This is a genomic window from Gulosibacter sp., assembly GCF_052090685.1.
Lineage (GTDB): Bacteria > Actinomycetota > Actinomycetes > Actinomycetales > Microbacteriaceae > Gulosibacter.
This window is the reverse complement of record NZ_JBQDBE010000013.1, coordinates 1-23,932: the sequence shown is the minus strand read 5'-3', so window position 1 is coordinate 23,932 and position 23,932 is coordinate 1. Positions and strand designations below refer to the sequence as shown.

The 23,932-nt window shown below is 62.8% G+C and carries 25 protein-coding genes; 12 read left to right on the top strand and 13 right to left on the bottom strand.

Features of this window, described 5'->3' with window-relative positions; translation table 11 throughout:
- Positions 1-16: 16 nt before the first annotated feature.
- On the top strand, positions 17-1,915 hold the full coding sequence (locus ACTHXA_RS09835) for an ABC transporter ATP-binding protein (protein WP_441671850.1): 1,899 nt from the start codon (positions 17-19) through the stop codon (positions 1,913-1,915).
- A gap of 36 nt (positions 1,916-1,951) precedes the next feature.
- On the opposite strand, the gene ACTHXA_RS09830 is transcribed toward ACTHXA_RS09835, so the two are convergent.
- Together ACTHXA_RS09830 and ACTHXA_RS09825 are read right to left on the bottom strand one after the other, a co-directional pair.
- The gene (locus ACTHXA_RS09830) at positions 1,952-2,110 is read right to left on the bottom strand and encodes a helix-turn-helix domain-containing transcriptional regulator (protein WP_441671848.1); all 159 of its coding nucleotides are present in this window, start codon (positions 2,108-2,110) and stop codon (positions 1,952-1,954) included.
- A complete protein-coding gene (locus tag ACTHXA_RS09825; protein WP_441671846.1) occupies positions 2,103-2,291 on the bottom strand; it encodes a hypothetical protein in 189 nt (62 codons plus the stop codon). The genes ACTHXA_RS09830 and ACTHXA_RS09825 overlap by 8 nt, the downstream gene beginning before the upstream one ends.
- Before the next feature lie 34 nt (positions 2,292-2,325).
- On the opposite strand from ACTHXA_RS09825, the gene ACTHXA_RS09820 reads away from it, so the two are divergent.
- The 4 genes from ACTHXA_RS09820 (at position 2,326) to ACTHXA_RS09805 (ending at position 6,283) form a co-directional block, all read left to right on the top strand.
- Positions 2,326-2,517, top strand: coding sequence for a hypothetical protein (locus ACTHXA_RS09820; protein ID WP_441671845.1), 192 nt, complete (start codon positions 2,326-2,328; stop codon positions 2,515-2,517).
- Between the two features lie 42 nt (positions 2,518-2,559).
- Complete coding sequence (locus ACTHXA_RS09815; protein WP_441671843.1) at positions 2,560-2,793, top strand: addiction module protein; 234 nt, start codon at positions 2,560-2,562, stop codon at positions 2,791-2,793.
- 158 nt (positions 2,794-2,951) lie between these two features.
- Positions 2,952-3,872, top strand: a complete 921-nt coding sequence (gene fdhD, locus ACTHXA_RS09810; RefSeq protein ID WP_441671841.1) for a formate dehydrogenase accessory sulfurtransferase FdhD — start codon at positions 2,952-2,954, stop codon at positions 3,870-3,872.
- A 68-nt stretch (positions 3,873-3,940) separates the two neighbouring features.
- Positions 3,941-6,283 carry an FdhF/YdeP family oxidoreductase gene (locus ACTHXA_RS09805; RefSeq protein WP_441671996.1) on the top strand — a complete coding sequence of 781 codons (2,343 nt, stop codon included), beginning with the start codon at positions 3,941-3,943 and terminating at the stop codon, positions 6,281-6,283.
- Between the two features lie 109 nt (positions 6,284-6,392).
- Here the strand turns inward: ACTHXA_RS09805 and ACTHXA_RS09800 are convergent, their stop codons facing one another.
- From ACTHXA_RS09800 to modA, 4 genes are all read right to left on the bottom strand, one after another.
- Entirely contained in the window at positions 6,393-6,527 is a 135-nt protein-coding gene (locus tag ACTHXA_RS09800) for a hypothetical protein (RefSeq protein WP_441671839.1), read from the bottom strand.
- A gap of 115 nt (positions 6,528-6,642) precedes the next feature.
- Positions 6,643-7,845 carry an ABC transporter ATP-binding protein gene (locus tag ACTHXA_RS09795; RefSeq protein WP_441671837.1) on the bottom strand — a complete coding sequence of 401 codons (1,203 nt, stop codon included), beginning with the start codon at positions 7,843-7,845 and terminating at the stop codon, positions 6,643-6,645.
- Entirely contained in the window at positions 7,842-8,684 is an 843-nt protein-coding gene (modB, locus tag ACTHXA_RS09790; RefSeq protein ID WP_441671835.1) for a molybdate ABC transporter permease subunit, read from the bottom strand. The genes ACTHXA_RS09795 and modB overlap by 4 nt, the downstream gene beginning before the upstream one ends.
- On the bottom strand, positions 8,681-9,475 hold the full coding sequence (gene modA / locus ACTHXA_RS09785) for a molybdate ABC transporter substrate-binding protein (RefSeq protein WP_441671833.1): 795 nt from the start codon (positions 9,473-9,475) through the stop codon (positions 8,681-8,683). The genes modB and modA overlap by 4 nt, the downstream gene beginning before the upstream one ends.
- Before the next feature lie 89 nt (positions 9,476-9,564).
- On the opposite strand from modA, the gene ACTHXA_RS09780 reads away from it, so the two are divergent.
- The 6 genes from ACTHXA_RS09780 (at position 9,565) to moaA (ending at position 14,187) form a co-directional block, all read left to right on the top strand.
- Complete coding sequence (locus ACTHXA_RS09780) at positions 9,565-10,731, top strand: ThiF family adenylyltransferase (protein ID WP_441671831.1); 1,167 nt, start codon at positions 9,565-9,567, stop codon at positions 10,729-10,731.
- On the top strand, positions 10,728-12,035 hold the full coding sequence (locus tag ACTHXA_RS09775; protein WP_441671829.1) for a molybdopterin molybdotransferase MoeA: 1,308 nt from the start codon (positions 10,728-10,730) through the stop codon (positions 12,033-12,035). The genes ACTHXA_RS09780 and ACTHXA_RS09775 overlap by 4 nt, the downstream gene beginning before the upstream one ends.
- Positions 12,032-12,571, top strand: a complete 540-nt coding sequence (moaC, locus tag ACTHXA_RS09770; RefSeq protein ID WP_441671827.1) for a cyclic pyranopterin monophosphate synthase MoaC — start codon at positions 12,032-12,034, stop codon at positions 12,569-12,571. Before ACTHXA_RS09775 ends, moaC begins: the two co-directional genes overlap by 4 nt.
- Positions 12,568-12,822 carry a DUF6457 domain-containing protein gene (locus ACTHXA_RS09765; protein ID WP_441671825.1) on the top strand — a complete coding sequence of 85 codons (255 nt, stop codon included), beginning with the start codon at positions 12,568-12,570 and terminating at the stop codon, positions 12,820-12,822. Before moaC ends, ACTHXA_RS09765 begins: the two co-directional genes overlap by 4 nt.
- The gene (locus ACTHXA_RS09760) at positions 12,815-13,045 is read left to right on the top strand and encodes a MoaD/ThiS family protein (protein WP_441671823.1); all 231 of its coding nucleotides are present in this window, start codon (positions 12,815-12,817) and stop codon (positions 13,043-13,045) included. The genes ACTHXA_RS09765 and ACTHXA_RS09760 overlap by 8 nt, the downstream gene beginning before the upstream one ends.
- 77 nt (positions 13,046-13,122) lie before the next feature.
- The gene (moaA, locus tag ACTHXA_RS09755; protein WP_441671821.1) at positions 13,123-14,187 is read left to right on the top strand and encodes a GTP 3',8-cyclase MoaA; all 1,065 of its coding nucleotides are present in this window, start codon (positions 13,123-13,125) and stop codon (positions 14,185-14,187) included.
- 26 nt (positions 14,188-14,213) lie between these two features.
- Here moaA and ACTHXA_RS09750 read toward each other — a convergent pair whose 3' ends face one another.
- The 4 genes from ACTHXA_RS09750 to ACTHXA_RS09735 form a co-directional block, all read right to left on the bottom strand.
- A complete protein-coding gene (locus ACTHXA_RS09750) occupies positions 14,214-15,665 on the bottom strand; it encodes an NAD-dependent succinate-semialdehyde dehydrogenase (RefSeq protein ID WP_441671819.1) in 1,452 nt (483 codons plus the stop codon).
- Between the two features lie 150 nt (positions 15,666-15,815).
- Complete coding sequence (locus ACTHXA_RS09745) at positions 15,816-16,484, bottom strand: GntR family transcriptional regulator (RefSeq protein ID WP_441671817.1); 669 nt, start codon at positions 16,482-16,484, stop codon at positions 15,816-15,818.
- Between the two features lie 31 nt (positions 16,485-16,515).
- Complete coding sequence (locus ACTHXA_RS09740) at positions 16,516-19,425, bottom strand: FAD-binding and (Fe-S)-binding domain-containing protein (RefSeq protein ID WP_441671815.1); 2,910 nt, start codon at positions 19,423-19,425, stop codon at positions 16,516-16,518.
- Between the two features lie 47 nt (positions 19,426-19,472).
- Positions 19,473-20,762, bottom strand: coding sequence for an aspartate aminotransferase family protein (locus ACTHXA_RS09735; protein WP_441671813.1), 1,290 nt, complete (start codon positions 20,760-20,762; stop codon positions 19,473-19,475).
- A gap of 131 nt (positions 20,763-20,893) precedes the next feature.
- On the opposite strand from ACTHXA_RS09735, the gene ACTHXA_RS09730 reads away from it, so the two are divergent.
- Complete coding sequence (locus ACTHXA_RS09730; RefSeq protein WP_441671811.1) at positions 20,894-22,369, top strand: APC family permease; 1,476 nt, start codon at positions 20,894-20,896, stop codon at positions 22,367-22,369.
- A gap of 82 nt (positions 22,370-22,451) precedes the next feature.
- Here the strand turns inward: ACTHXA_RS09730 and ACTHXA_RS09725 are convergent, their stop codons facing one another.
- From ACTHXA_RS09725 to ACTHXA_RS09715, 3 genes are all read right to left on the bottom strand, one after another.
- Positions 22,452-22,871, bottom strand: coding sequence for a molybdenum cofactor biosynthesis protein MoaE (locus ACTHXA_RS09725; protein WP_441671809.1), 420 nt, complete (start codon positions 22,869-22,871; stop codon positions 22,452-22,454).
- Positions 22,868-23,440: an isochorismatase family protein gene (locus ACTHXA_RS09720; protein ID WP_441671807.1), complete on the bottom strand. Its 573-nt coding sequence runs from the start codon at positions 23,438-23,440 to the stop codon at positions 22,868-22,870. Before ACTHXA_RS09720 ends, ACTHXA_RS09725 begins: the two co-directional genes overlap by 4 nt.
- Positions 23,441-23,463: 23 nt before the next feature.
- Positions 23,464-23,932, bottom strand: a 469-nt coding sequence (locus ACTHXA_RS09715) for a D-alanyl-D-alanine carboxypeptidase (protein WP_441671805.1), incomplete at its 5' end; no start/stop codon positions are given.

The following is a 23,932-nucleotide window of genomic DNA, read 5'->3' as shown; positions in this document are numbered from 1 at the left end:
CGACACCCTCTCCCCGATGAGCTCCACCGGTACCCCGCGCGCATCCCTCAAACAGCTGTGGCCCTACCTCTTCGCTGATAAGCGAATGATGGGGGTCATTATTGTGATCTCGATCGTGGGTAGTGCATTCGATCTGGCGCAGCCGGTGCTGATGGGGCTGCTGATTCAGCGCGTCGAGGCGGGCGAGTTCACGTCCTGGATCGTGTGGGTACTGATCGCGGTGGTGCTGATCGCGGCGCTGCTGTCAGGCTTGCAACACTTCTTGCTGCAGCGAACCGGCGAGCAGATCGTGCTGAACGCGCGGCGCCACCTCGTGCGAAAACTCCTGCGACTCCCGATCGCTGAGTTCGACGCGCGCCGCACAGGTGACCTGGTCTCGCGCGTGGGTAGCGACACGACGCTGTTACGGGCCGTGCTCACGCAGGGCCTCATCGAAGCGATCGGCGGGCTGCTTACCTTTATTGGCGCCGTCATCGCGATGCTCATTCTCGACTGGGTGCTGTTCCTCATCACCTTCGCGTGCATCGCGGTGTCGCTCGCAGTCGTGCTGTTCCTGTCTCGCAAGGTGATGAACGCATCCGCCGCCGCCCAGGAAAAGGTCGGCGAGCTCACCGCCTCGGTTGAACGCGCAATTTCGTCAATGCGAACACTCCGCGCCTCGGTGGCAACCGAGCGTGAGGAAGAGCGCGTAATGGCGGATGCGGAGGGCGCCTATCGACGCGGGCTCGACATCGCGGCGATCTCAGCGGTGATGGTGCCGGTGTCGATGCTCGCGCTGCAGATGTCGCTTGTCGCAGTGCTCGGCGTCGGCGGTGTGCGCGTCGCCGCGGGCGAGACTTCGATCGCTTCGCTGATCGCGTTCATCATGTTCTTGTTCATGATGGTGGCACCGCTTGGCCTCATGTTTGGTGCGGTGTCGGCGGTCGCTTCGGCCCTCGGTGCGCTCGGGCGTATCGAAGAGATTCGTGCACTGCCAGACGAGGATGCGCGCGATCGCGAGTTTGGTCCGCTCGTTGAGCTGCGCGGCCCGGCGAATGTGCACGGGGAGCCGGATGCTCCCGCGCTTGAGCTGGACTCGGTGTCCTTCCGGTATCCGGAAAACGTCGTCCGTGCGGCACACGCGAAGGCGGAGGCGCGCGACCGGTTCGACCGCTATGTCACTAAGACGGGGCGCCGCGCGAAGTCTGCTGCCGATGAGCTGCTCAGCATTGACGAATCTGAAGTCGTTGACTCGCCGCTCGTCCTCGACGGGGTGTCGTTTGCGGTGCCGCGTGGCCACAAGCTCGCGCTTGTCGGGCCCTCCGGTGCTGGCAAGTCGACCACGCTGTCGCTCATCGAGCGGTTCTACGATCCGACTTCCGGCGCGATTCGCCTCGGCGGCGTCGACCTGCGTTCGCTCGATCGGCAAACGCTGCGTTCGCAGCTCGGCTACGTGCAGCAGAACTCACCGACGCTCGCGGGAACGATCCGCGACAACCTGCTACTTGGCCGGCCCGGCGCAAGCGATGACGAGTGCGTCGCGGTGCTGCGCGATGTTAACCTCGGCGATGTCCTCGACCGCTCCCCCGCCGGGCTGGATGCGCAGGTCGGCGAGGCCGGCGTACGCCTGTCCGGAGGTGAGCAGCAGCGGCTCGCGATTGCCCGGACGCTCTTGGCCGCACCGCCCATCCTGCTCATGGACGAATCAACTTCGGCCCTGGATGGTCGGAACGAAGCGCTCATCCGTGATGCGCTCGACCGCGCTTCCGAGGGGCGTTCGATGGTCATGATCGCGCACCGGTTGTCCACGGTCGTGGATGCGAACGAGATCGTCGTGCTCGATCAGGGTCGCGTAGTCGGTCGCGGCACGCACGAAGAACTCATTGAGACGACGCCGCTGTACCGGAGGCTCGCGCAGCATCAGTTGCTGGCGTAGCGAAATGCCGAGAGTCGGTCGCCTCTACTCGAGCAATCATGCCGCGGTACGGGCAATGGTATCCAGTGCTTGCGCGACGAGCGCGGGATCGTCGCCATCTGCCAGTGCAGCTTCCAGATACGCGGCTGTGTCTTCGAAGTTACCAAGGTAGTCGGCCGCGTCATATGGGCTGAATTTTTCGGTGCTGTCACTCATTCTTCTCCCAATCCTGTGAGATCTGATAGGCGCGTTTGATGTCGCGCTGCTGGGTATACTCCAGCATCGTGAACAGCACGACATTGTGCCACGGCAATTGGCCAGCAGCCTGTTGGACAATGAAGTCCTCGTCGGACACGAGTGACGAGCACATGAGGCCAACATCTGGCCTGCGAACCACGCACTCCGCAAGCTCTATAAAGAAGGACGAGTCGATGAACGATGGAATCCCTGCTGAGGCGCGCGATGCGATCTATGCCGAGCTTGATGGCGATAACGCTGAATACCGTGACAATGTACCTGAGAGCAGGTGGACGCAACCGAATCAGGGCAAGTTAAAGTCTCCAGGAGAGCGCGAAAGTACTTGCCCGGACGTTGTTCGACCTGCTCTCGACACGCTCACCTGAAACCTAAGTTCATCTCCGCGCTGTGAAGAAAGGACTTAGACCATGAAGGTAGCCGACCTGATTAAAGCCGCGATGGCGCTCACACCAAACGAGCGAGAGCGCGTTGCCGACGAACTCTACGCCGCAAACGCTCTCGGTCAAGGCGAGGTAGACACCGCATGGATCGCTGTCGCCGAACTCCGTGCCGCCCAGCTCGATAGCGGGACAGTCAGGATGCTTTCGCGCGAAGAAGCCAACGACTACCTCGACTCCCAAGCGGCAGCTCGCAGAGGTTGATACTACGAGTTGGATTTCATCCCGACGCCCTACAGGAGTTGGACGATGCCATCCAGCGGTACGACCAATACAGAGGCGTCGCTCGCTCGACGTAATGCCGTGTTCAGGGCGGCGGTCTATCCTTGGAAGATCGCGTGCAACAGTGAGGAGGCTGAGTCATGGCAAGAGTGACCTCACGTCGAAAAGCCGTGCTGATTCGCGCCGACGGGTCGTCGAAACCGAAGCGTGAAACGCTCGCGGGTGAAGAACCGCTCGAGATTCGTGTGAACGGCAAACCACTCGCCGTCACGATGCGCACCCCGGGACACGACTTCGATCTCGTTGCTGGCAACCTCGTTTCGGAGGGATTCCTCGGTAGTCCGAGTGAACTTGCCACGATGCGCTACTGCGCCGGAAAGAACGACGAAGGCGAGCAAACCTTCAACGTGATCGACGCTGCAATCATCGGCCTCGATCCGGCAAGCATTTCCGAGCGTCGCGTCGTCACCACCAGCGCGTGCGGCGTCTGCGGCACCACCTCGATCGACGAGGTGCGTAGGCAATCGCGATTCTCGGATATCGACATCGCGGTCGACGGCATCGCGCACAGCATCCCCGCAGCACGCATCCCCGCAGACACCCTGCTCGTGCTCCCCGACCGGCTTCGGGATGCGCAGGACATTTTCGATCGCACCGGAGGCCTCCACGCTGCGGGACTCTTCGCAACTGACGGCACGATCCTCTGCGTGCGCGAAGACGTCGGCCGCCACAACGCCGTTGACAAGGTCATCGGCTGGGCCCTGCGCGAGGGCAAACTGCCACTGCGCGACACCGTAATGCAAGTGTCAGGACGCGCATCCTTCGAACTCGTGCAAAAGTGCTACCTCGCGGGCATCCCCATCATGAGCGCCGTCAGCGCACCATCCTCGCTAGCCGCCGACCTCGCCGAGGAAGTCGGCATCACCCTCGCCGGATTCAGCCGCGGCGACCGAGTCACGCTCTACACCCATCCAGACCGCATCGAAGTCCAAGCCGATTTCGAACCCGCCGCTGCGAATGCATCGGCGTCACACTTCGTTCCCGAAGGAGTTTCCCCGTGACGAAAATTGATCCAAGGGATACCGCATCCCCGGAGACAACCAGCACCGACGTCTCCCGCTCGAACAACATGTCAAGCACCATTGCGACACGTCCAGCCCGAGGCAAGGCGTATAAGTCCCCGGTGGAAGACATCAACGAGGACAATCTTGAGGTCACCAAACCCAAGGTTGCCGCCGCGGGACTCACCGGCGTCGCGGTCGCATTTCAGCGCGGCCTCGAGCAGGGCGGACTCGCGCGCACGGCTCGCTCGATGCTCCGCATCAACCAGCACAACGGTTTCGACTGCCCCGGATGCGCGTGGCCGGAACCGCTCGGCAAGCGCAAGCCCGCTGAGTTCTGCGAGAACGGCGCGAAGGCCTTCGCTGAAGAAAACACGAAGCGTCGCGCGGACCGCGAGTTCTGGGCGGAGAACTCCATTGAGGACCTCGCTGGCAAGACCGAGTACTGGCTTGGCCAGCAGGGTCGCATCACCGAGCCGATGATCATCCGCCCCGGCGAAACCCACTACTCCCCCATCCCGTGGCAGGAGGCGTTCGACCTCATTGGCGAACGCATCCGTGAAACCACGCCAGACCGCTGCCTCTTCTACACCTCCGGCCGCACCGCGAACGAGACCGCGTTCCTCTACCAATTATTCGTCCGCTCAGTCGGCACCAATAACCTGCCCGACTGTTCGAATATGTGCCACGAGTCGTCCGGTAGCGCGCTCAACCCGACGATCGGCGTCGGCAAGGGCACGGTGACGCTCGAGGACATCCACAATGCGAAGCTAGTGTTCGTCGTCGGCCAAAACCCCGGCACGAACCACCCGCGGATGCTCTCGGCACTCGACGAGTGCCGCAAGAACGGTGGCAAGATCGTCGCCGTGAACCCACTGCCCGAGACCGGGTTGCTCAACTTCAAGGACCCGCAGACTCCGCAGGGCCTCATCGGCAAGGGTGTGAAGATCTCGGATGAGTTCCTGCAGATCAAGGTCGGCGGCGACCTTGCGCTGTTCCAGGCGTTCGGTCACCTGCTGCTTGCCTACGAGGATGCTGCCCCCGGCACGATCGTGGACCAGGAATTTGTCGAGACGCGCACCGAACACTTCGAGGCCTACCGCGAGGCCCGCAAGCACATCGATTGGGAGGAGACCGAGCGCGCCACGGGACTGACTCGGGACGAGATCGCGCACGTGGCCCGGATGCTCGCCGACTCGGATGCGACCATCATCTGCTGGGCGCTCGGCGTCACCCAGCAGCCGCACTCGGTGGATACCCTGCGCGAGTTCATCAACATCCTGTTGCTGCAGGGCAACTTCGGCAAGCCCGGTGCCGGTGCCTGCCCGGTTCGCGGCCACTCGAATGTGCAGGGCGACCGCACGATGGGGATCTGGGAGAAACCAGCGCCCTGGCTGCTGGATGCGATCGACAAGGAATTCGGCATCACCTCGCCTCGCGAGCACGGCTACGACTCCACCGAGTCAATCGAGGCCTTCGAGAATGATGAGGTCGATGTGTTCGTGTCGATGGGCGGCAACTTCGCCCTCGCGAACGCCGAAACCGAGCGCCTCGAGGCGGGGATGCAGCGCGCCGGGTTGACGGTGCACGTGTCGACCAAGCCGAACCGCTCGCACGTTGTGCACGGAAAGACCTCGCTGATCCTGCCGACGCTCGGCCGCACGGACATCGATGACAAACACCCCGGCGGCGTTCAAGTGCTCTCGGTTGAGGACTCGATGTCGATGGTGCACACAACCCAGGGCCGATTGAAGCCAGTGTCCGAGCACCTCCTCGCGGAGCCCGTGATCATTGCCCGCATGGCGGAGGCAACTTTGGGGTCCGACCACGTCATCAACTGGCGCGAGATGGGTGAGGACTACGACGTCATCCGCGACCGGATTTCGCGGACGCTGCCGGGCTTCGAGGACTTCAACCGCCGTGTGCGGCAGCGGAACGGTTTCCAGCTGCCCTCGCCCCCGCGCGATACGCGTACCTTCGCGACGCCGACGCAGCGTGCGCAGTTCACGGTGAGCCCGCTCGAGTATCTCGAGGCGCCAGAGGGGCACCTGATTCTGCAGACCATGCGCTCGCACGACCAGTACAACACGACGTTCTACGGACTCGATGACCGCTACCGCGGCATCAAGAACGGTCGCCGCGTCGTGCTCGTGCACCCCGATGACCTTGCGGAGCTGGGCTTCAAGGACCGCGACATGGTCAACGTTGTGAGCGTGTTCCGTGGGGAAGAGCGTCGTGCGGATGCGTTCCGGCTGGTTTCGTACCCGACGGCTCGCGGATGCGCGGCCGCGTACTTCCCCGAGGCCAACGCCCTCGTGCATCGTGATTTGAAGGCGCGCGAGTCGAATACCCCGGGCTTCAAAGCGATCACAGTGCGCTTCGAGCCGGTGGATGCGCCGCAGATGTCGTAGGTCGCGGTGACGCGGACTCGCAATAGTCACCGATGTCGGGCACGTTGTCATGGCTCGTAGCGCTCATCATGGTTCGTACTTCAACCATGATGAACGCTAGCTGCCCTGGTTACGCCGCAATAGCCGCGACAAACGGCCAGTGAGTCGTTGCCGCAATGGTCACCACGGCCGCGGGCGAAAAAGCAGCGGTCACCGCTGCCGCGAGCGGAACAGCCAACGTCACCGATGTCGGGCACGTTGTCATGGCTCGTAGCGTTCATCATGGTTCGTACTTCAACCATGATGAGCGCTAGCAGCAATGATTCGGCCGGCGTAGGAGCGTCGAGAACGCAGCAAGCCACCGCTGTGCCGCTGATGATTTAGTGGGAGGTGTCAGAGGCGCGCACGCGGGCATTGCGGATGCGCACGAACACTTCCGCGCCAGCCGCGGGGAGCTCTTCGGTTTGCACCCGTGCGAGCAGGCCGCTGCGCAAGCGCACGAGTACGGCCGAGCCATCACCGACGAGCGATTCGACCACATCCCGAAACACAGGTGCCACGCCCGTGCGGTTCACGCTCGTTCCAAGATCGCCCTCACCGGCCTCGCCAAAACCTGTCGAGCCAACACCACTCTGCCGTGCATCGCCCGCACGAGCCGCGCCATCACCGGAACCGACACCGCTCGATGCAGTTTCGCACGTGAGTTCGACGCGGTCGGGCGCTGCGAGCAGCAGCGCCCTCGCGTCAATGGGAACGCCCGGCTCCACCTCCACCCCGTGCAGTGGGATGCGCAATCCGGACTCGGTCTTGAAGGCTTGCGCCTCGAGATGACCCGGCACACGTGCGAGCCCGGCAAATGACGCGGCGAAGGAGCTCGCCGGTGCCCGCTGCAGATCGCGCGTGGCCAGTTCCTCGATGACCTTGCCGTCCTCGAGCACCATGACGCGGTCGGTCAGTCGCACCGCATCGACCAGGTCGTGGGTTACCAGCAATAGCGATAGTCCCCGTTCGCGCACCTGCGAGGCGGCGATCTCACGAACCTCGACCGACGCATCCACATCGAGCGCCGCGAAGGGCTCGTCAAGAAACAGCGTGCTCGGGTTCGTCGCGAGCGCGCGTGCGAACGCGATGCGCTGGCGTTCACCGCCGGAGACCGAGCGGGCCGAGGCCGAGGCGAGGTGGCCGACGCGAACTTCCTCGAGCATCCGCGCCGCGATCTCGCGGGCCTCGCGCTTCGATTTTCCGGCAGAGCGCGGCCCGAAGGCAACGTTGTCGAGCACGCTGAGGTGTGGAAACAGCAGGCCGTCCTGCGCGATAAAGCCGAGGCTGCGCGATTCAACCGGTGTGCTGCGCCATGGTTTTCCGCCAAAGGCGACGGTGCTGCCGCCCTCGAGCAGGGCAAGCCCGGCGAGGCCGGCAAGGAGCGTTGATTTGCCGCTTCCGTTCGCGCCGATCACGGCGACGCGTTCGCCGGGCTGGATTCGCAAATCGACATCCAGCGTGAAGCGGTCGCGAGCGACGATAACGCGGCCCTCGATCACCGAAACGGTGCTGGGCAATTTACCTGCCGCCGCATCGCTCATAGCCCATTCACCCGCCAACCGCGCACCGCGATCAATACTGCCACTGCGGAAGCCACGAGAATGACCGCGAGCGCGTAGGCCTGTTCGGGGCCGCCGACCGCGCCGTTAAACACCGAGTAGATCGCGAGCGGCATAGTGCGGGTGACGCCTTCCACGTTCCCGGCGAAGAGCGCTGTGGCTCCGAATTCCGCGAGCGAACGCGAGAAGCTCATGGTCGCGCCGGCCGCGATCGCGGGGCGAATCAGGGGCAGTGTCACTCGCCACAGCACCCCGTGCCGCGACGTGCCAAGAGTTCGAGCCACAGGCTCAAGGCGCGGGTCAAGCGCGCGCACGGCTTGCTCCACAGAAATCACCAGGAATGGCAGCGCCACGAACACCTGCGCGATTACGACCGCCGGTGTGGTGTACGGCAGGGTAATGCCGAGGGTGCCGAGCCATGAGCCGAGCAGGCCGTTGCGGCCGAAGAGCGATAGCAGCGCGAGACCGCCCACGAGCGGCGGCATCAGCAGCGGCACCAGCACGAGCGCTCGCGACACATTCGCAACCCGCGGCTGTGCCCGCGCGATCGCCATCCCCAGTGGCACGCCCACGACCACGCACACCGCCGTGGCGATCAGCGCAGTTCCGAAAGAGAGCCCGAGCGCGGCGAGCACGGCCGAGGACATCAGGACGCTCGGGAATTCCGCCCAGTTCACCCGCAAAAGCAGGGCGACCAGCGGCGCCACGATCATCAATAGCGCGATGATCGCGAGCGCACTAATGGGCCAGGGGGTATTCCCCTGGCCCAGAGCGCGCGGCCGGCTCGGCGCCCCGGCCGGCTGCGGGGTGACGACACTCACGGAATAATGAGGCCCGCTTCTTCGAGCACCGCGGTGCCCGCCTCGGAGCGCACGTAGTCAACAAATGTGGCCGCATTGGGGTTGTCGCCGAGCGCCGTGATCGGGTATCGGTTGACGACCTCGTCGGCACCTTCGGGCTCGATCTCCTCGAGCGCGCCGTCCGAGGTCACGAGGTCGGAGTGGTAGACGATCGCCGCATCCACCTCATTGAGTTCGGCTTTCGCGAGTACCGCCGAGACGCTGGTTTCTTCGGTCGCGCCCGTGATCTCGAGGTCATTGAGTTCGAGGAGCGTCTGTGTAGCGGCACCGCAGGGCACTTCCACCGCACAGATAGCGATCGACAGATCCGAGTTATTTGCGAGGTCGGCAAGGCCGGTGATGTTCTTGGGGTTGCCTTCCTGCACCGCGATGACGAGGGTGTTCTCAGCAAAGACGTTGAAGTCGGTTTCGACGCCCGCTTCGGCGAGCGGCTCTGCGCTCGGCTCGCTCGCGAGTGCCAGCACATCTGCAGGTGCGCCCTCGATGACCTGCTGGACGAGGTCCTGCGAGCCACCGGTCACGAGCGGCGCGATTTCGATATCGGGATGCTCGGCGGAGAAGTCGTCAATGATCGTTTCGAATGCTTGGGTCAGGGATGCTGCCGCGAGGATGTTGAGCGGTGCGGCACTCGAGGTGTCATCGCCCGGAGCGGCGGTCTCCCCCTCGTCGGTACCATTTGCGGCGCAACCACTCACCCCCCACAGCAGCGCGATGCCCGATACTGCGGCTAGTCCAACTCTGAGACGTTTCATCGAAGCACCCTTTCGAGTGGGCCACCACCGTGGTAGCCGATACCCAATAGGATAGCCAGATTGAGAGCAGCGTCGGATACGTTGGGACCATGACTTTCGAGACCCACAGCCCTATGGCAGCGCATCTCGAGCGCCAGGCTCGGCACGTGCGCTTGCTCGGCTATGGGCAGCCCGGGGTGCATCGCGCATCGCAGGCTCATATTGTGGTGGTCGGCGCGGGCGGACTGGGGTGTCCCGCGCTCCAAGTACTTGCCGCCGCGGGGGTCGGCAGGCTGTCAATTATTGACGACGACATCGTCGAGCGCTCAAACCTGGCGCGGCAAACGCTCTTCCGCGAAGCAGACATTGGTCGTCCCAAAGCAACGGTCGCGGTCGAGGTGCTCAAGAGTCTCGGCCCCGAGACCTGGCTCGAGCCGCGCAGGGTTCATCTCGACGAGTCAAACGCACTCGAGCTGATTGCCGAGGCGGATGTTGTGGTCGATACCACCGATCATTGGCCGACTCGATTTGCCGTCGCGGATGCGTGCTGGAGTGCTGGTATTCCGCTGGTCTGGGGCAGCGTGCTCGGCTGGGATGGACTGCTCACTGTATTCGTGCCGGGCGGCGCCAATCCGAGCATCGATGATCTCGTCAATCGAGAGCAACAACTGTCGGTGGACGGGCCGGACTGTGCCACTGCGGGGGTCTTCGCCCCGCTCGTCGCAGAAATTGGTGCGTCAATGGCCGGTGAGGCCCTCCGTCTCGTGACGGGCGCGGGTTCCGCGCTCGTCGGTACGGTGAGGTCAACGAATGGACGCACGGGTCGGGTTCGAGAGTTGCCGCTGGTTTCAGGGATGCAGGCCGCGGCGGGATCGGATGCCGACCTCGCGTCCGAGACGGTCGTCGACAACGTCGACACAAGGCCAGAAAAATCCGAAATCCTCCCCGAGGAACTCATCGTCGACGTACGCCCCGCAACGCATCCCGACCTTCACCTCACCCATCCCTATCTGCATCTGCCGCTCGAAACCATCGCCGAGCATGTGACCCACGGTCGAGTCGACCTACTCCCCCTCGACGGGCCGTTGGTCGTCGTGTGCGCGCAGGGCCCGCGCGCCCGCTACGCCGCAGAACTGCTCGAAGATGCGGGCGCTGAAGCGGTCCGCACCATTCCCGCAGGCATTTTCGCGCTCAGTAACGCGATGACCGGTTCCGCAGTGCCCACTGAGGCGACGAACGCAAGGCCCGCCGACGCTACGACAAAGGAGCCCTCGTGATTCCCTTTTCCGACCAACTCGCACGCGTGCTCGAGGCGGCACAATCCATCCACGCGGAGCGATCACAGGCAACCACTCGCGTTGCGCTCCAGGATGCGCTCGGTCTGGTCTTGGCGGCGGACGTCACGTCTACCGTGCAATTGCCGGGCTTCGACAACTCCGCGATGGACGGGTTCGCGGTGTGTCGCGAGGATGTGCTCGGGGCTACGGCTGACTCACCCGTCACGCTCAAGGTCGTCGCCGATATCCCTGCGGGCTCCGGTTTGAATCCGCCGCTGCAGCCCGGCGAATGCGCGCGCATCATGACCGGTTCGCCCACCCCCACCGATGCCGATGCTGTCGTCCCCTTCGAAAAAACCGTGCAAGGAACGGACATCACCGAGCAAGCGGCAAGCGCGGTTGAGGTGATCGAAGCGCCAAAACCCGGGGCGAACATCCGCCGCGCTGGCGAAGACGCACCCGCCGGAGCGCTCGTGGCAAAGGCGGGCGACGTGCTCGCGGCGCGCATCCTTTCGGGAATCGCCGCGGCAGGCGTCGAGACGGTCGCCGTCGTCCCCGCCCCGCGCGTGGCGGTCATCACCACCGGAGACGAAGTAATCGCGCCCGGGGGCACGCTCGAGCACGGGCAGATTTTCGATTCGAACACGACGCTCGCCGCGAGCCTCGTCCGAGAATGCGGAGCGGAAGTCGCGCTGCAAGAACATGTGGGCGACGGCGGCAGCGAGTTCGCGGATGCGGTGAGTCGCGCCGTCGAGGCGAAGGTCGATGTGATCGTCACCACGGGCGGCGTGAGCGTCGGCGCATTTGATGTCGTGCGGATTGTGCTCGGTGCTGGGATAGATCAGGGCGCCGCGCCCGTTCAGGACGGTGCGCCCGATCGGCATGCCGAATCCGACTCCGGGGTCAGCTTCAATAACGTCGCGATGCAGCCTGGAAAACCGCAGGGGTTCGGTCAGCTGGCATCCGGGCAGCTCGTGTTCGCGCTGCCCGGCAATCCGGTGAGCGTATTCACCTCGTTTGAGGCCTTCGTGAAGCCGACCCTGCACATCCTGGCCGGCCGAGAATTCACCCGGGAACAAACCACCGCAACCGCAGTCGAAGGGTGGCGCACCCCGCCTAGCCGTATGCAGTTCATGCCGGTACGATTCTCGGCACCGGGCGAAATCGTTCGCGCCACCGCCGGGGGTTCGGGTTCGCATCTCGTGAGCCGCCTCGCCGCGGCCGAAGCGCTCGCCCTTGTTCCCGCCGAAGTGGAGGAAGTTCGCCCCGGCGACCGACTGACGATCTGGAAGATTTTGCCTTGACTGATTTCACACACCTCGACCGATCCGGTCACGTTCGGATGGTCGACGTCACCGATAAGTCGCCCACGGTCCGCAGCGCCACCGCACGTGGTTTTGTCCGCTGCTCGGCAGAAGTTGTACAAGCACTCCACGACCAAACCGTGCCGAAGGGTGACGTGTTTGCAACCGCTCGAATCGCCGGAATCGCAGCGGCGAAGAAGACACCAGAACTCTTACCGCTGGCGCACGTCATCGGAGTGCACGGCGCTTCAGTTGAAGTGAGCTTGCTGGAAAATGGGGTGACGATTCGTGCGACGGTTCGCACTGCCGACCGCACCGGTGTTGAAATGGAAGCGCTCACCGCAGTGTCGGTCGCGGCGCTTTCAGTCGTGGACATGGTCAAAGGGCTGGATAAGTCAGTGACCATTGAGCGCGTGGAACTCGTCGAGAAAACCGGCGGGAAATCCGGCATGTGGCGCCGCACCGGGGACAACACCTCCCCCTTTACCGGCACGATTTCGGTCGTGGGTCGGGATTCGCTTGCAGGCGACCTGTGAGCGAGATACCCGAGGGGCTTCAAGAGTGGGTGGAATTCGCAGCACCCCAGCTGGGGCTCGATGCGGCCGTGGTACCGGTGAATGAATTGCTGGGGATGACCGGTGTGATTGCGCATTCGGTTGTTCGGCCCGCCGCGCCAATAAGTGCGTATTTGCTTGGGCTTGCCGTGGGTTCCGGTGCCATCACTTCGTACGAGGCTGGGGATGCGCTGCTGCGAGAGCTTGCAAAGGCATGGGAAGCTAATGCGTGAGGTCCGGTTATTTGCTGCGGCCGCAGATGCCGCCGGAGTGGAAAGCATCGAGGTTGAGGCAGATTCTGTCGAGTCATTGCGGTCGGTGTTGTCAGCGCGCTTCGGTGCAGAGTTCTCGAATGTACTCGCGCAGTGCTCGCTGCTTGCAAACGGCCAGAAAGTCGAGGCCGGTGCGCTGCCCGACGGTCGCGTCGACATCCTGCCGCCATTCGCCGGTGGCTAACGCGGACCAAGAAGCACCCCGACCGGCCGCAGCACCGCCCGCACTGTTATGGTGGAGAGTCTAGGGAGGGTTCCGTGATGGCACCGAAGCATGGGGCACAGTTGCTCGAATCCACGGGTCTGAGCGATATGCGCGGCCGTGCCCTCCGCGACCTTCGGATCTCGGTCACGGATCGTTGCAACTTCCGCTGTGTGTACTGCATGCCGCAGGAAATCTTCGGTCGTGATTATCAGTTCATGGAGCGAGACGAGCTCCTCAGTTTCGAGGAAATCACTCGCCTCGCCCGCATCGCGCTCGAGCTCGGCGTCACAAAGCTCCGCATCACCGGCGGTGAGCCGCTCCTGCGGCGAGGTATCGAAGAGCTCATCCACCAACTCGCGCAGCTGCGCACCGTCGAAGGACACAAGCCCGATATCGCCCTGACCACCAACGGTTCGGCACTTCGCGTCAAGGCGCAAGCGCTCAAAGACGCCGGTCTCGATCGGATCACCGTCTCTGTTGATTCACTGGACGACGCGAAATTCCAAGCCATGAATGACGTGCGATTCCCCGTCGCTCGAGTGCTCGACGGAATTGCCGCAGCGCAGGAGGTCGGTCTCGGGCCGATCAAGATCAACACCGTGGTCAAGCGAGACACGGTCGATGAGATTCTCCCCCTGGCTCGGTATTTCCGCGGTACCGGGCACATCCTGCGCTTCATTGAGTACATGGATGTGGGCGCTTCCAACGGCTGGGTGCTCGACGAAGTTGTGCCCTCGGCCGAGGTGGTCGCACTCATCGATGCCGAGCATCCGCTTCGTCCGCTCGAGCCCAATAGCCTCGGCGAGACCGCCCAGCGCTGGGAATACGTCGACGGTCAGGGCGAAATCGGCGTCATCTCGAGCGTGACGCGCGCATTCTGCGGCACCTGCACGCGCGCCCGCATCTCCGCCGAGGGGAAGCTCTACACCTGCCTCTTCGCGGATTCGGGCCACGACATCCGCGGCCTATTGCGCGACGGCGCCAGTGACCGCGAGGTTTCGGATGCGCTCAGTGGCATCTGGGGACGTCGCGATGACCGCTATTCGGAGCTGCGATCGGGGCTTCTCAGCGATGGCAAGCCGACCCGCAAACACATCGAGATGTCGTATATCGGCGGGTAGCGGACGCGAGCCATCGCCGCGAATCCCTACTCTGCCGGGATGAAGGTGTACTTGTGCTCGAGGAACTCATCGATCCCAAGCACGCCGCCCTCGCGGCCCAAACCCGATGCTTTCACGCCACCAAGCGGCGCTGCCACATCCGAGATAATTCCCGAGTTAATGCCAACCATACCGAGTTCGAGGCGACGCGACACCCGCATCGCACGAGCGAGATCCTTCGTCATGAGATAGCCAGCGAGCCCGTACTCGGTGTCGTTGGCCAGTGCGATCGCATCCGCTTCATCGACAAACGAGACTATCGGCGCAACCGGACCAAAGACCTCTTCCCGCAACAGCTTCGAATCGCGCGACACTTCCTGCAGCACGGTCGGTGGATAGAACGATCCGGGGCCCTCAGGAACTTCACCGCCGGTGAGCACTCGCGCGCCCTTTGCGATTGCATCCGCCACGAGGGATTGGATGTTCGCCACAGCTTGCTCGTCGATCATCGGCCCGATGTCGGTTGCCTCCTCAAGCCCGTTGCCGAGGGTGAGCTGCGCGAATCGCTCGGCGAGCCGGTCGCCAAACTCCTCGGCGATGCTTTCCTGCACGAGGATGCGGTTGGCGGCGGTGCAGGCTTCCCCCATATTGCGCATTTTTGCCGCGAAGACCTCTTCGACTGCACGGTCCAAGTCGGCGTCCTCGAAGACGATGAACGGGGCGTTGCCGCCGAGTTCCAGTGAGGTGCGAATCATGTGGGGTGAGCACTGACTGTGCAGCAAACTTCCGACGCGCGTCGAACCGGTGAAGGACAGGTGCCGGACTTTACCCGAATCGAGGAGCGGCTTCGTCAGCGCACTGGAACTGGCGGTAGTCAAAACGTTGAGCGTGCCCGCGGGCATCCCCGCTTCCTGGAAGATCCGTGCGAGGAAGAGCATCGTGAGCGGAGTCTTCTCGGCAGGCTTGACCACGACCGCGCAGCCGGTGGCGATCGCGGGAGCAATCTTGCGAGCCCCCATTGCGAGCGGAAAGTTCCACGGTGTGATGAGGAGCGAAACGCCCACCGGCTCGCGCGTGAGGAGGATCTGACCGCGACCACTCGGCGAGTTCCCGTGCGAACCCTGGACGCGCATCCCTTCGTGGGCGTACCACTCGAGGTAGCCCGCCGAATAGTCCACTTCGCCAAGCGCTTCGCGGTAAGGCTTACCCATTTCGCTCGTCATGACCTTGGCGATGTCTTCCTTCGCGTCGAGCAGCAACCGGTGTGCACGAAGCAGGATGTCCGCACGCGCTCGTGCCGGCATCGCCGCGAACGCCTCCTGTGCGCGGTCGGCAGCCTCAAGCGCACGCAATCCGTCCTCGGGTGAAGCGTTCGGTATCTGCGCCAGAACTTCGCCATTCGCCGGATTCGTCACCGTAATTCCGGTGCTGTCTTCAAGCGTTTCCCATTCACCATCGATCAAGTTGGCGCGCGGCACCAGTGACGTCAGATCAACCATGATCCCTCCAAAGCAATACGCGGGCAGCACATCCACCCCCTGACTTACTGTATAACAGTAAGCCGCTCTTTGAAAGTGTATTGCTTTGGTTTCTTAGATGACTGGCACAGTTTTATTTACGGGGTGCCACCTTCTTTGTGGGGTGCTGCTTTATTTGCGGGGTACAGCCTTCGTCGACACGTGCTGCACGATGAAGTCGCGGGAGATGTCGAGGTGATGCGTCCAGGCAGCCTCGAGTTCAGTGATCGAAACCCCTTCAACGAGCAGTTCGAATAGTTGCTCGTGCTCCTGGTAGAGCCCCGCCGCCTGCGGATACTGGTACTGGAGCAGTGCATTGAGCAATCGTGTCTCATTCCCGATCGCCTCGAAAAAGCTACTCAACCGAGGCGAATTCGCGGCATCGACTACCGCCGCGTGAAACTGTAAGTCAGCAACATTGATCTTGGTCCAGTCAGAATCGTGCTTCAGCCCCTCGAATCCCAAAAGGGCTGCTTTGATGCCGTCCATGGGACCACCGGCAGCGTGCACTTGACGGACTGCTTCGAGCTCGAGTAACCCGCGCATCCGATAAATATCCTCAATCTCGTGGACATCGAATTCGCGCACGCGTGCGCTATAGCCCGGCGGTCGCACCAGCAGTCCCTCATTGATGAGTTGCTGGACTGCCATCCGCGCGGTTGGCCGCGCGATGCCAAAGGCGGTTGCCACCGTCGTGTCCTTCAGCTCTTCACCGGCCTCATAGACACCGGCGAAGAGATTGTCACGCAATCGGTTCGCGGCAGCATCAACCACGGAGACGGTCTGCAGTTGTTGGCTCATAATCACACTCCTGGCGGCAATTATGGCACCGTTACTGTGAAACAGTATTGCTGTCTAAGGCGACGGCGAGATGGACGCTCGATTCCGAAGCGTCAAGTTGACCGACCTGCATGTGGCAGCTGAAACCGTCGGTCAATACGAGTGCTCCCTCGCCTCCGCGTTCGAGCGCGGGCACGATCGAATGCTCCGCAACCTTCATCGAAACGTCAAAGTGATCGCGCTCGAACCCGAAGTTGCCTGCGACCCCGCAGCAGGACGAAGATTCCGCTACCTCGTTCACACCCCACTGCTCGAGCACGCGCCGTTGCGATGCGGCACCGAACACGGCATGTTCGTGACAGTGGGTCTGCAGCACGGCTTGCTCGGGGGCCTTTGTGCTCGGCCGCCAGCCTGCGCGCATCACATCGTCCACAGCCACAGAGAATGACTTCACCCGTGACGCCACGCGGCGAGATGCCTCAGTCCCCAGCAGCTTCGGCCCGTCGTCGCGGATCGCGGCAGCGCAACTCGGCTCAAGCACCACGATGTCGCGATCACTACCGTCGTCAAACTTGCGCACCAGGTTCGCCAGCCGTTTCGCGGCACCTTGCCGCTGACCAGTGGAGATCCAAGTGAGCCCGCAGCATGCATCGGGAGTGCATCCCACATTCTCGTGCATCCCACCAAGCACCCGCTTCGCCGCTGGAATGACTTCGGGCCGGAAGGCTTTTGTAAAACTATCGGCAAAAACCAGGATGCTGCTGGTCGCGTCACGGGCGAAGTTCGCCTCTCTCACGCGACGCTTGAGATCGGCGTGCGGCCGAAACGCGGGCAGCTTCCGGTGCTTGCTGATCCCGAGCTTGTCGGCGATCCACCGTGCAATCGGGAGGTTCGCCCCGATATTTGCAAGTGTGCTCACTCGGGAGAGGATCGGCAGCCACCGCGGCAACCATCCAATCGAATAGTGGGTAAATGGCCGCAGCTTGCCCCGATAGTGGTCGTCAAGCAGTTCTGATTTTGCCTCCGCGATGTCGACCCCGGTTGGGCAGTCCGCGGAGCACGCTTTACAGGAGAGGCAGAGGTCGAGCGCTTCGCGCACTTCCGGTTGCTGCCAACCTCCCGCGCTGCGACCGTTGGTGCGCACGAGCTCTTGCAGCACGCGCGCTCGGCCCCGCGTGGAGTCTTTTTCATCCTGAGTTGCCCGATAACTCGGACACATGAAGCCACCGCTCGTGGCACGGCAACGGCCCACGCCGATGCAGGCGTGCGCGTTGCCTACGAATGTACCGATCACCGGCTCACGCCTAGCAACACTGAGTGGAAGCGCGATCCGCGCGCCGGGGGACTGTGCCGACTGTTCACCATGTGCTGCGGCCGGGTCATCCGCCAGCGGCAAACCCGTCAGTGCCAGGTTCTCTGCGAAGGGAACCGGATCAATGATGATGCCCGGGTTCAAGAGCGACTTCGGGTCCCAGATCCTCTTGAACTCGGCGAAAGCACGCATCAACTGCGGCGAATACATGAGTTCCAGCAATTCACCGCGTGCGCGGCCGTCGCCATGCTCCCCCGAAAGCGAACCGCCATGCTGTACGACGAGCGTCGCAGCCTCGCGCATGAATACCAAGAAGCGTTCCTGACCAGCATCCGACCGCAAGTCGAAATCGACCCGCATGTGCACGCATCCGGCACCGAAGTGCCCATACATGGCCGTCGTGTACCCGTGCTTTTCGATGAGCGGCAATAGCTCGGCAAGGTAGTCCGCAAGCTGCGCCGGTGCCACGGCTGAGTCTTCCCAGCCCGGCCAGGTTTGTACGTTGTCGATGCGCTTCGAGGAAAGCCCAGCGCCGTCCTCGCGAATCCGCCACAGTTTGGCCCGCTCAGCGGGCTCCGTCACGATGACGAAATCGCGCAGCCGACCGAGTTCCAGCATTGATTGTGCCGCGCGCTCACACTGCGCCGACGCCTCCTCAATCGAGTCCGCCGAAAACTCCACCAGAGCATATGCTTCGCCCGCAGGTAGCAGGCTCACCGCATCCGCCCCGCGTCGGTGTCGCATAATCTCCACGATTTGGGCATCGAGTCCTTCAAACGCAGTCGGCTTCAACGCAAGCATTGGCATAACATCGCGCGCCGAGTCGACAGTGGATGCATAACCGAGGCAGAGAAGTGCGGTCGCCGCAGGCTTCGCCACGAGGCCAACCTTCGCTCGCACCACAATCGCGCAGGTTCCCTCACTGCCGGCAAGCGCTCGCGCGACATCGAACCCGTTCTCAGGCAATAGCTGACCGAGATGAAACCCTGATACTTGTCGCGGCATAGTTTCTAGTTCGATACGGAGGGCGGCGAGGTTCGCTTCCGCGAGCGCTCGCAGTTCGCGATCAATTTGTTCTGCCCGCTGGGCTGAGTACGAGTCATCCGAGTCGACAGCGCTAACACCTCCCTGCCCTGCCCAAAGATGGGCCCCGTCTATTGTCAGCAGTTCCACCTCATGCACGTGGTGGGACATTCGACCGTAGGCAACGGAGTGATTACCGCACGCGTCATTCCCGATGGACCCACCAATCGTGGCCCGCGAGACCGAGGAAGGATCCGGTGCAAACGTGAGGTGCCCTTCGGTTTCGCGCTCAACCGCCGAGCGAAGTTCGCCGAGCACGACACCCGCATCCGCCCACACCGACGCATCCTGCTCATCCACGACGCCGATCTCGCCGAGGTGCCGGGATAAGTCGAGCACCAAGCCCTCACCAATGGCATTCCCCGCCATCGATGTCCCACCACCGCGGACGGTGACCGCAATTCCCGCGCGATTACAGTCACGGAGAATTTGTCGCACTTCCGCGACGTCCTTCGGAAACACGACCCCGGTCGGACGCACGCGATAGTTCGATGCGTCGTAGGAATACGCCTGCAACCGGTGTTCAGCGGTGTCTATCTCAACGCCCGAACCAATTGACTGCTGCATCGTTCCGTCCATATTGCGTCCGCCCTTCGATGTGAAGCGTTTGGGAGTTAGGCTCCGAGTACTGCGTCGAGCTCGCGTTCCTGCGCGCCGACAACCGCATTGAGGGTTCGATCCAGGGCTTCGATCGCAAGGTCGATCTCCTCAGCGCTCACGGTCAGCGCCGGCACAATTCGCACGACATTGCTGAGTGGACCGCAGGTAAGGAGCAGGAGGCGCTCATCGACCGCAGCCTGCTGGACCGCCGCGGCCGTGGATGCGAGTGCTTCCCCTCGCGCATCCGAAAATTCGATTGCCTGCATAAGACCGATGCCGCGAACATCGCCGATTACCGGGTACTTCACTTGCAATTCCCGTAGGCCCGCTTGCAGCTGTGCACCTCGCACCGCGGCGTTCTCCACTAAGCCCTCATCCGCAATGACGTTCAGCGTCTCGACTCCAGCTGCGGCCGCAACGGCATTACCGCCGTAGGTGCCACCTTGGGACCCCGGAAGTGCCTTACCCATGAGCTCAGCACTCGCTGCGATGGCCGAGATCGGGAAACCCGAGGCAATACCCTTCGCGGTAATGATGATGTCGGGCGAAACGCCGGAGTGTTCGTGCGACCAGAACTTTCCAGTACGACCCACGCCCGCTTGGATTTCGTCGACGATGAGCAGGATGCCGTGCTCACGAGCGCGCTCCTCGAGGCCTTTCATGAACTCGGTCGGTACCGGGATATAGCCACCGTCGCCCTGCACCGGCTCGATGATGAACGCCGCGACTTCTTCGGGAGCCGTCACGGTGTTGAAGAGGTAGTCGAGCTCGCGAAGGGCAAAGTCGACCACTTCACGCTCGGTCATGTCGTAGCGATAGGCGTACGGGAATGGCGCGACGACGACGCCACCGACTAGTGGCGAAAACCCGGTGCGAAACTTGGTGCCAGCGGTGGTGATGCTCGCTGCGCCAAAGGTGCGGCCGTGGAATCCGCCCTGGAAGGTCACAATATTCGGGCGCTTCGTAGCCATTCGCGCGAGCCGCAGCGAGGCTTCGACCGCCTCCGCTCCAGAGTTGGTGTAAAAGACGGAATCAATACCAGCCGGAAGGTGCTTGCCGAGTTTTTCCGTCAGTTCGAGGAGTGGCTTGTGCATGACCGTCGTCGCCTGCGCGTGAATCACATTGCCCACCTGCGCCTGGGCAGCCTTGACCACTCGCGGGTGGCAGTGGCCGGTGGAGGTCACACCGATTCCCGAAGTGAAGTCGAGATATCGGATACCGTCGGTACCCAGGATCCAGTTTCCTTCTGCACGCTCTACAACGACTGGGGTGGCTTGCTTCACAACGGGGCTGATTTTTGCCATGTGGCTCTCCTTTGAAAACACTTCAATGACCAACCGGTCTTGAACTCGACATAACTGTATAACAGTTATATAGTCATGGCAACGGGGCGGAGCTCCGTCGCTACGACAGTCGCAACGATGGGACAAATCTCTTGAATAGATCTGAAAATACTGCAACGAGCGCGGCGCCTGCCAAGATCACCGACTCTGGCCAGTTCAAACGCTCACTCGGTACCTGGTCAACGCTCGCACTCGGCGTCGGGGCCATGGTTGGTTTCGGCTGGGTCACGCTCGTCGGCGGGTGGATCAATGACGCGGGTACCTTGGGCGCCGCGTCCGCGATGCTTGCCGGTGGGGTAATGATGGCGGTTGTGGCATTCGTGTACTCCGAAATGGTCGCGGCGATGCCGAAGGCTGGTGGCGAGCACAACTACATCCTGCGTGCGATGGGACCGCGCTGGTCCTTCATCGGCTCGTGGGGCATCACCGGCGGCTACGCGACAGTGGTTGCCTTCGAGGCGGTGGCGCTACCGACCGCGCTCGAGTATGTGATCCCGCTGGATCACCTGCATCTTTGGACGGTGAGCGATTCGGACGTGTTCCTTTCGTGGGCACTCGTCGGCGCGGTCACCGCTGTGATCATCACCATCATCAATATCGTCGGAGTGAAGATCGCCGGTAGCTTCCAGATGTTCGTGGTGCTCTTCCTCTTCCTCATCGGATTCCTGCAGATCTTTGGTTCGCTCAACGCCGGTGAAGTCTCGATGATGGAGCCGCTATTCAGCAACGGCTGGGCCGGGTTCTTCACGGTGCTCGTCGTGGTGCCCTTCATGTTCGTCGGCTTCGACGTGATCCCGCAGACCGCCGAAGAAGTGAATCTCCCACCGAAGAAGACCGGTCGAATCGCATTCATCTCCGTGATCATCGCCGCCGCCTGGTACATCATGATCATCCTCACCGTTTCGTCGGCGCTCACACCCGAGCAGCAGGCGAACTCTTCGCTCCCCGCCGCCGATGCAATGGCGACGCTATTCAGCAGTGAGTTCTTTGGCAACCTCATGGTTGCTGCCGGTGTCGCCGGAATCGTGACCTCGTGGAACTCGCTGCAGATGGGCGCCTCTCGCCTCATGTACTCGCTCGCGCAGGGTGGCATGCTGCCGGCCTGGCTTGGCAAGCTGCACCCGAAATTCGGCACCCCGGTCAATGCACTGCTGGTGCTCGGTGCGGTGGCAACCATCGCTCCATTCTTTGGTCACAAGGCTCTCGGCTGGATCGTGGATGCGGGTTCCCCGATGATCGTGATCGCCTACTTCCTGGTATCGATTTCCTTCGTCATCCTGCGTATCCGCGAACCCAAGATGAATCGCCCCTTGCGCGTGGGCGGCCGCGGTAATTTCGGCGTCATCGTCGGTGCGACCGCAGTTGCGATCACCGCGTTCCTCATCACCCTGTATGTCCCCGGTATGCCAGCAGGACTGAGCATCGAGCCGTGGATCATTTTCGGTGTCTGGTGGCTCGTCGGCGCGGTATTCTTCGTGGGCATTCCGGGCGGCGTCAAGCCTGGCCCGAACGCCGAAGAAGAATTGATGGAAAAGGTCTACGCGCGCTATCCGCATCGTCGACCGTAGCAAGCATCGACACAACGGCCCGCTGCTCAGCCATTAATTTGGCTGGGCGACGGGCTGTCGTCGTTGCCGCAACTCCAACCGCCTAAACGATCCCCACCCAGTTGGTCGCGCCGTCGACGGTGTGCTGACGCTTCCATACCGGCAGCTCGCGCTTCACGAGCTCGACAAGGTCCCGGCACACCGCAAACGCATCCGCCCGATGTGCCGAGGCGACGCACACGACGATCGCGAGGTCGCCGACCGCGAGCGTGCCGATTCGGTGACTGACCGCGATAGCGACCCCTGGCGCATCCAGTTGTGCGGCGAGCTCCCGCAGTCGCGCTTCAGCGTCGGGATGCGCCGAGTAGTCAAGTCGCTCCACCTCCCCCGAGGCACCCGGGTCGTGATTCCGGACGACGCCCGCGAAGGATGCGACGGCACCATTGGCCTCGTCGCTCACGGCTGCCATGTGGGCGGCGAAATCGAGCGGCGCTGCCGTGACTGCCGCGATCGATACCGTCACGCTTCCACCACTTCGCCACCCGCAACGCGGATCTCGTCGAGTGCGGCGGCGCGTGACTCCACCCCAACCGCGGAGGTGAGCCCCGCGAGCACCCGCACCTTCAGGCCGGTGACGAGTGCATCCAAGGCGGAGGCACGGACGCAGTGGTCGGTCGCAATGCCCACCACGTCGAGTTCGAGAATGCCGTGTTCGGTGAGAAGCTCGGTGAGGCTCTGACCTTCGGTGGTGTGGCCTTGGAAGGCCGAGTAGTGCGGTTCGCCCTGGCCCTTGAGCACGCTCCGGTCGATGAGCGAGGCATCCAGATCGGGATGGTATTCGGCGCCGGTGGTGCCGGCGACGCAGTGCACCGGCCAGGAGCCAATAAAGTCGGGAGCCTCGGAGAAGTGCCCGCCGTTGTCGTTGTCGGCGTCATGCCAGTCGCGCGAGGACACCACGAGGGAGTAATCCTCATCGTGCTCGCGCAGGTATGCGGTCACATCGCGCGCGACCTGGGCCCCACCCTGGGTGGCGAGTGCCCCGCCTTCGGTGAAATCGTTCTGGACGTCAACAATGAGTAGAGCTCGTGCCATCTGCCTATTGTTGCCCATCCATATCAGTAATTCGACAGGCTGCCGCCGCAGGCCCAGATCGCCGCGGCCACCGCGTCGAGCGCGTTGCGGTTAGTGACGCTCGCATTCTGCGGGCCGTTCGGATCCGCGACGGGCACGAAAATGGCGAAGATCAGGCGCGTGCCATCCTCAGTCTCCATATACCCCGCGAGCGAGTACACCTTTTGAATCCACCCGGTTTTCGCGGCGATCGAGCCTGCGGGGACATTCTGTAAGCGATCATCGAGTGTCCCAGTGAGGCCGTTCTGCGGCAAGTAGTCCTTGAGGAATCCGAGCCCAAATTCATCCGCATCGATCAACTGCAGCAGCTCGACCATGAGCGCCGAACTCGCGCGGTTGTCTCTCGACATGCCCGAACCATCCGCACCGGTGAAGGTACCCACGTCGAGACCGAGTTCCTCGAGCGATAGCTCAGCGCCCGCATCCACCTCGGCAAAGGTATTACCCTGATCG

What these genes read in the sequence shown, in the direction of transcription:
- ACTHXA_RS09835 (WP_441671850.1), top strand. Translation starts at nt 17, where the DNA reads ATGAGCTCCACCGGTACCCCGCGCGCATCCCTCAAACAGCTGTGGCCC.
- ACTHXA_RS09830 (WP_441671848.1), bottom strand. Translation starts at nt 2,110, where the DNA reads ATGAGTGACAGCACCGAAAAATTCAGCCCATATGACGCGGCCGACTAC.
- ACTHXA_RS09820 (WP_441671845.1), top strand. Translation starts at nt 2,326, where the DNA reads ATGAACGATGGAATCCCTGCTGAGGCGCGCGATGCGATCTATGCCGAG.
- ACTHXA_RS09815 (WP_441671843.1), top strand. Translation starts at nt 2,560, where the DNA reads ATGAAGGTAGCCGACCTGATTAAAGCCGCGATGGCGCTCACACCAAAC.
- fdhD (WP_441671841.1), top strand. Translation starts at nt 2,952, where the DNA reads ATGGCAAGAGTGACCTCACGTCGAAAAGCCGTGCTGATTCGCGCCGAC.
- ACTHXA_RS09805 (WP_441671996.1), top strand. Translation starts at nt 3,941, where the DNA reads ATGTCAAGCACCATTGCGACACGTCCAGCCCGAGGCAAGGCGTATAAG.
- ACTHXA_RS09800 (WP_441671839.1), bottom strand. Translation starts at nt 6,527, where the DNA reads ATGACAACGTGCCCGACATCGGTGACGTTGGCTGTTCCGCTCGCGGCA.
- ACTHXA_RS09795 (WP_441671837.1), bottom strand. Translation starts at nt 7,845, where the DNA reads ATGAGCGATGCGGCGGCAGGTAAATTGCCCAGCACCGTTTCGGTGATC.
- modA (WP_441671833.1), bottom strand. Translation starts at nt 9,475, where the DNA reads ATGAAACGTCTCAGAGTTGGACTAGCCGCAGTATCGGGCATCGCGCTG.
- ACTHXA_RS09780 (WP_441671831.1), top strand. Translation starts at nt 9,565, where the DNA reads ATGACTTTCGAGACCCACAGCCCTATGGCAGCGCATCTCGAGCGCCAG.
- ACTHXA_RS09760 (WP_441671823.1), top strand. Translation starts at nt 12,815, where the DNA reads ATGCGTGAGGTCCGGTTATTTGCTGCGGCCGCAGATGCCGCCGGAGTG.
- moaA (WP_441671821.1), top strand. Translation starts at nt 13,123, where the DNA reads ATGGCACCGAAGCATGGGGCACAGTTGCTCGAATCCACGGGTCTGAGC.
- ACTHXA_RS09750 (WP_441671819.1), bottom strand. Translation starts at nt 15,665, where the DNA reads ATGGTTGATCTGACGTCACTGGTGCCGCGCGCCAACTTGATCGATGGT.
- ACTHXA_RS09745 (WP_441671817.1), bottom strand. Translation starts at nt 16,484, where the DNA reads ATGAGCCAACAACTGCAGACCGTCTCCGTGGTTGATGCTGCCGCGAAC.
- ACTHXA_RS09740 (WP_441671815.1), bottom strand. Translation starts at nt 19,425, where the DNA reads ATGCAGCAGTCAATTGGTTCGGGCGTTGAGATAGACACCGCTGAACAC.
- ACTHXA_RS09735 (WP_441671813.1), bottom strand. Translation starts at nt 20,762, where the DNA reads ATGGCAAAAATCAGCCCCGTTGTGAAGCAAGCCACCCCAGTCGTTGTA.
- ACTHXA_RS09720 (WP_441671807.1), bottom strand. Translation starts at nt 23,440, where the DNA reads ATGGCACGAGCTCTACTCATTGTTGACGTCCAGAACGATTTCACCGAA.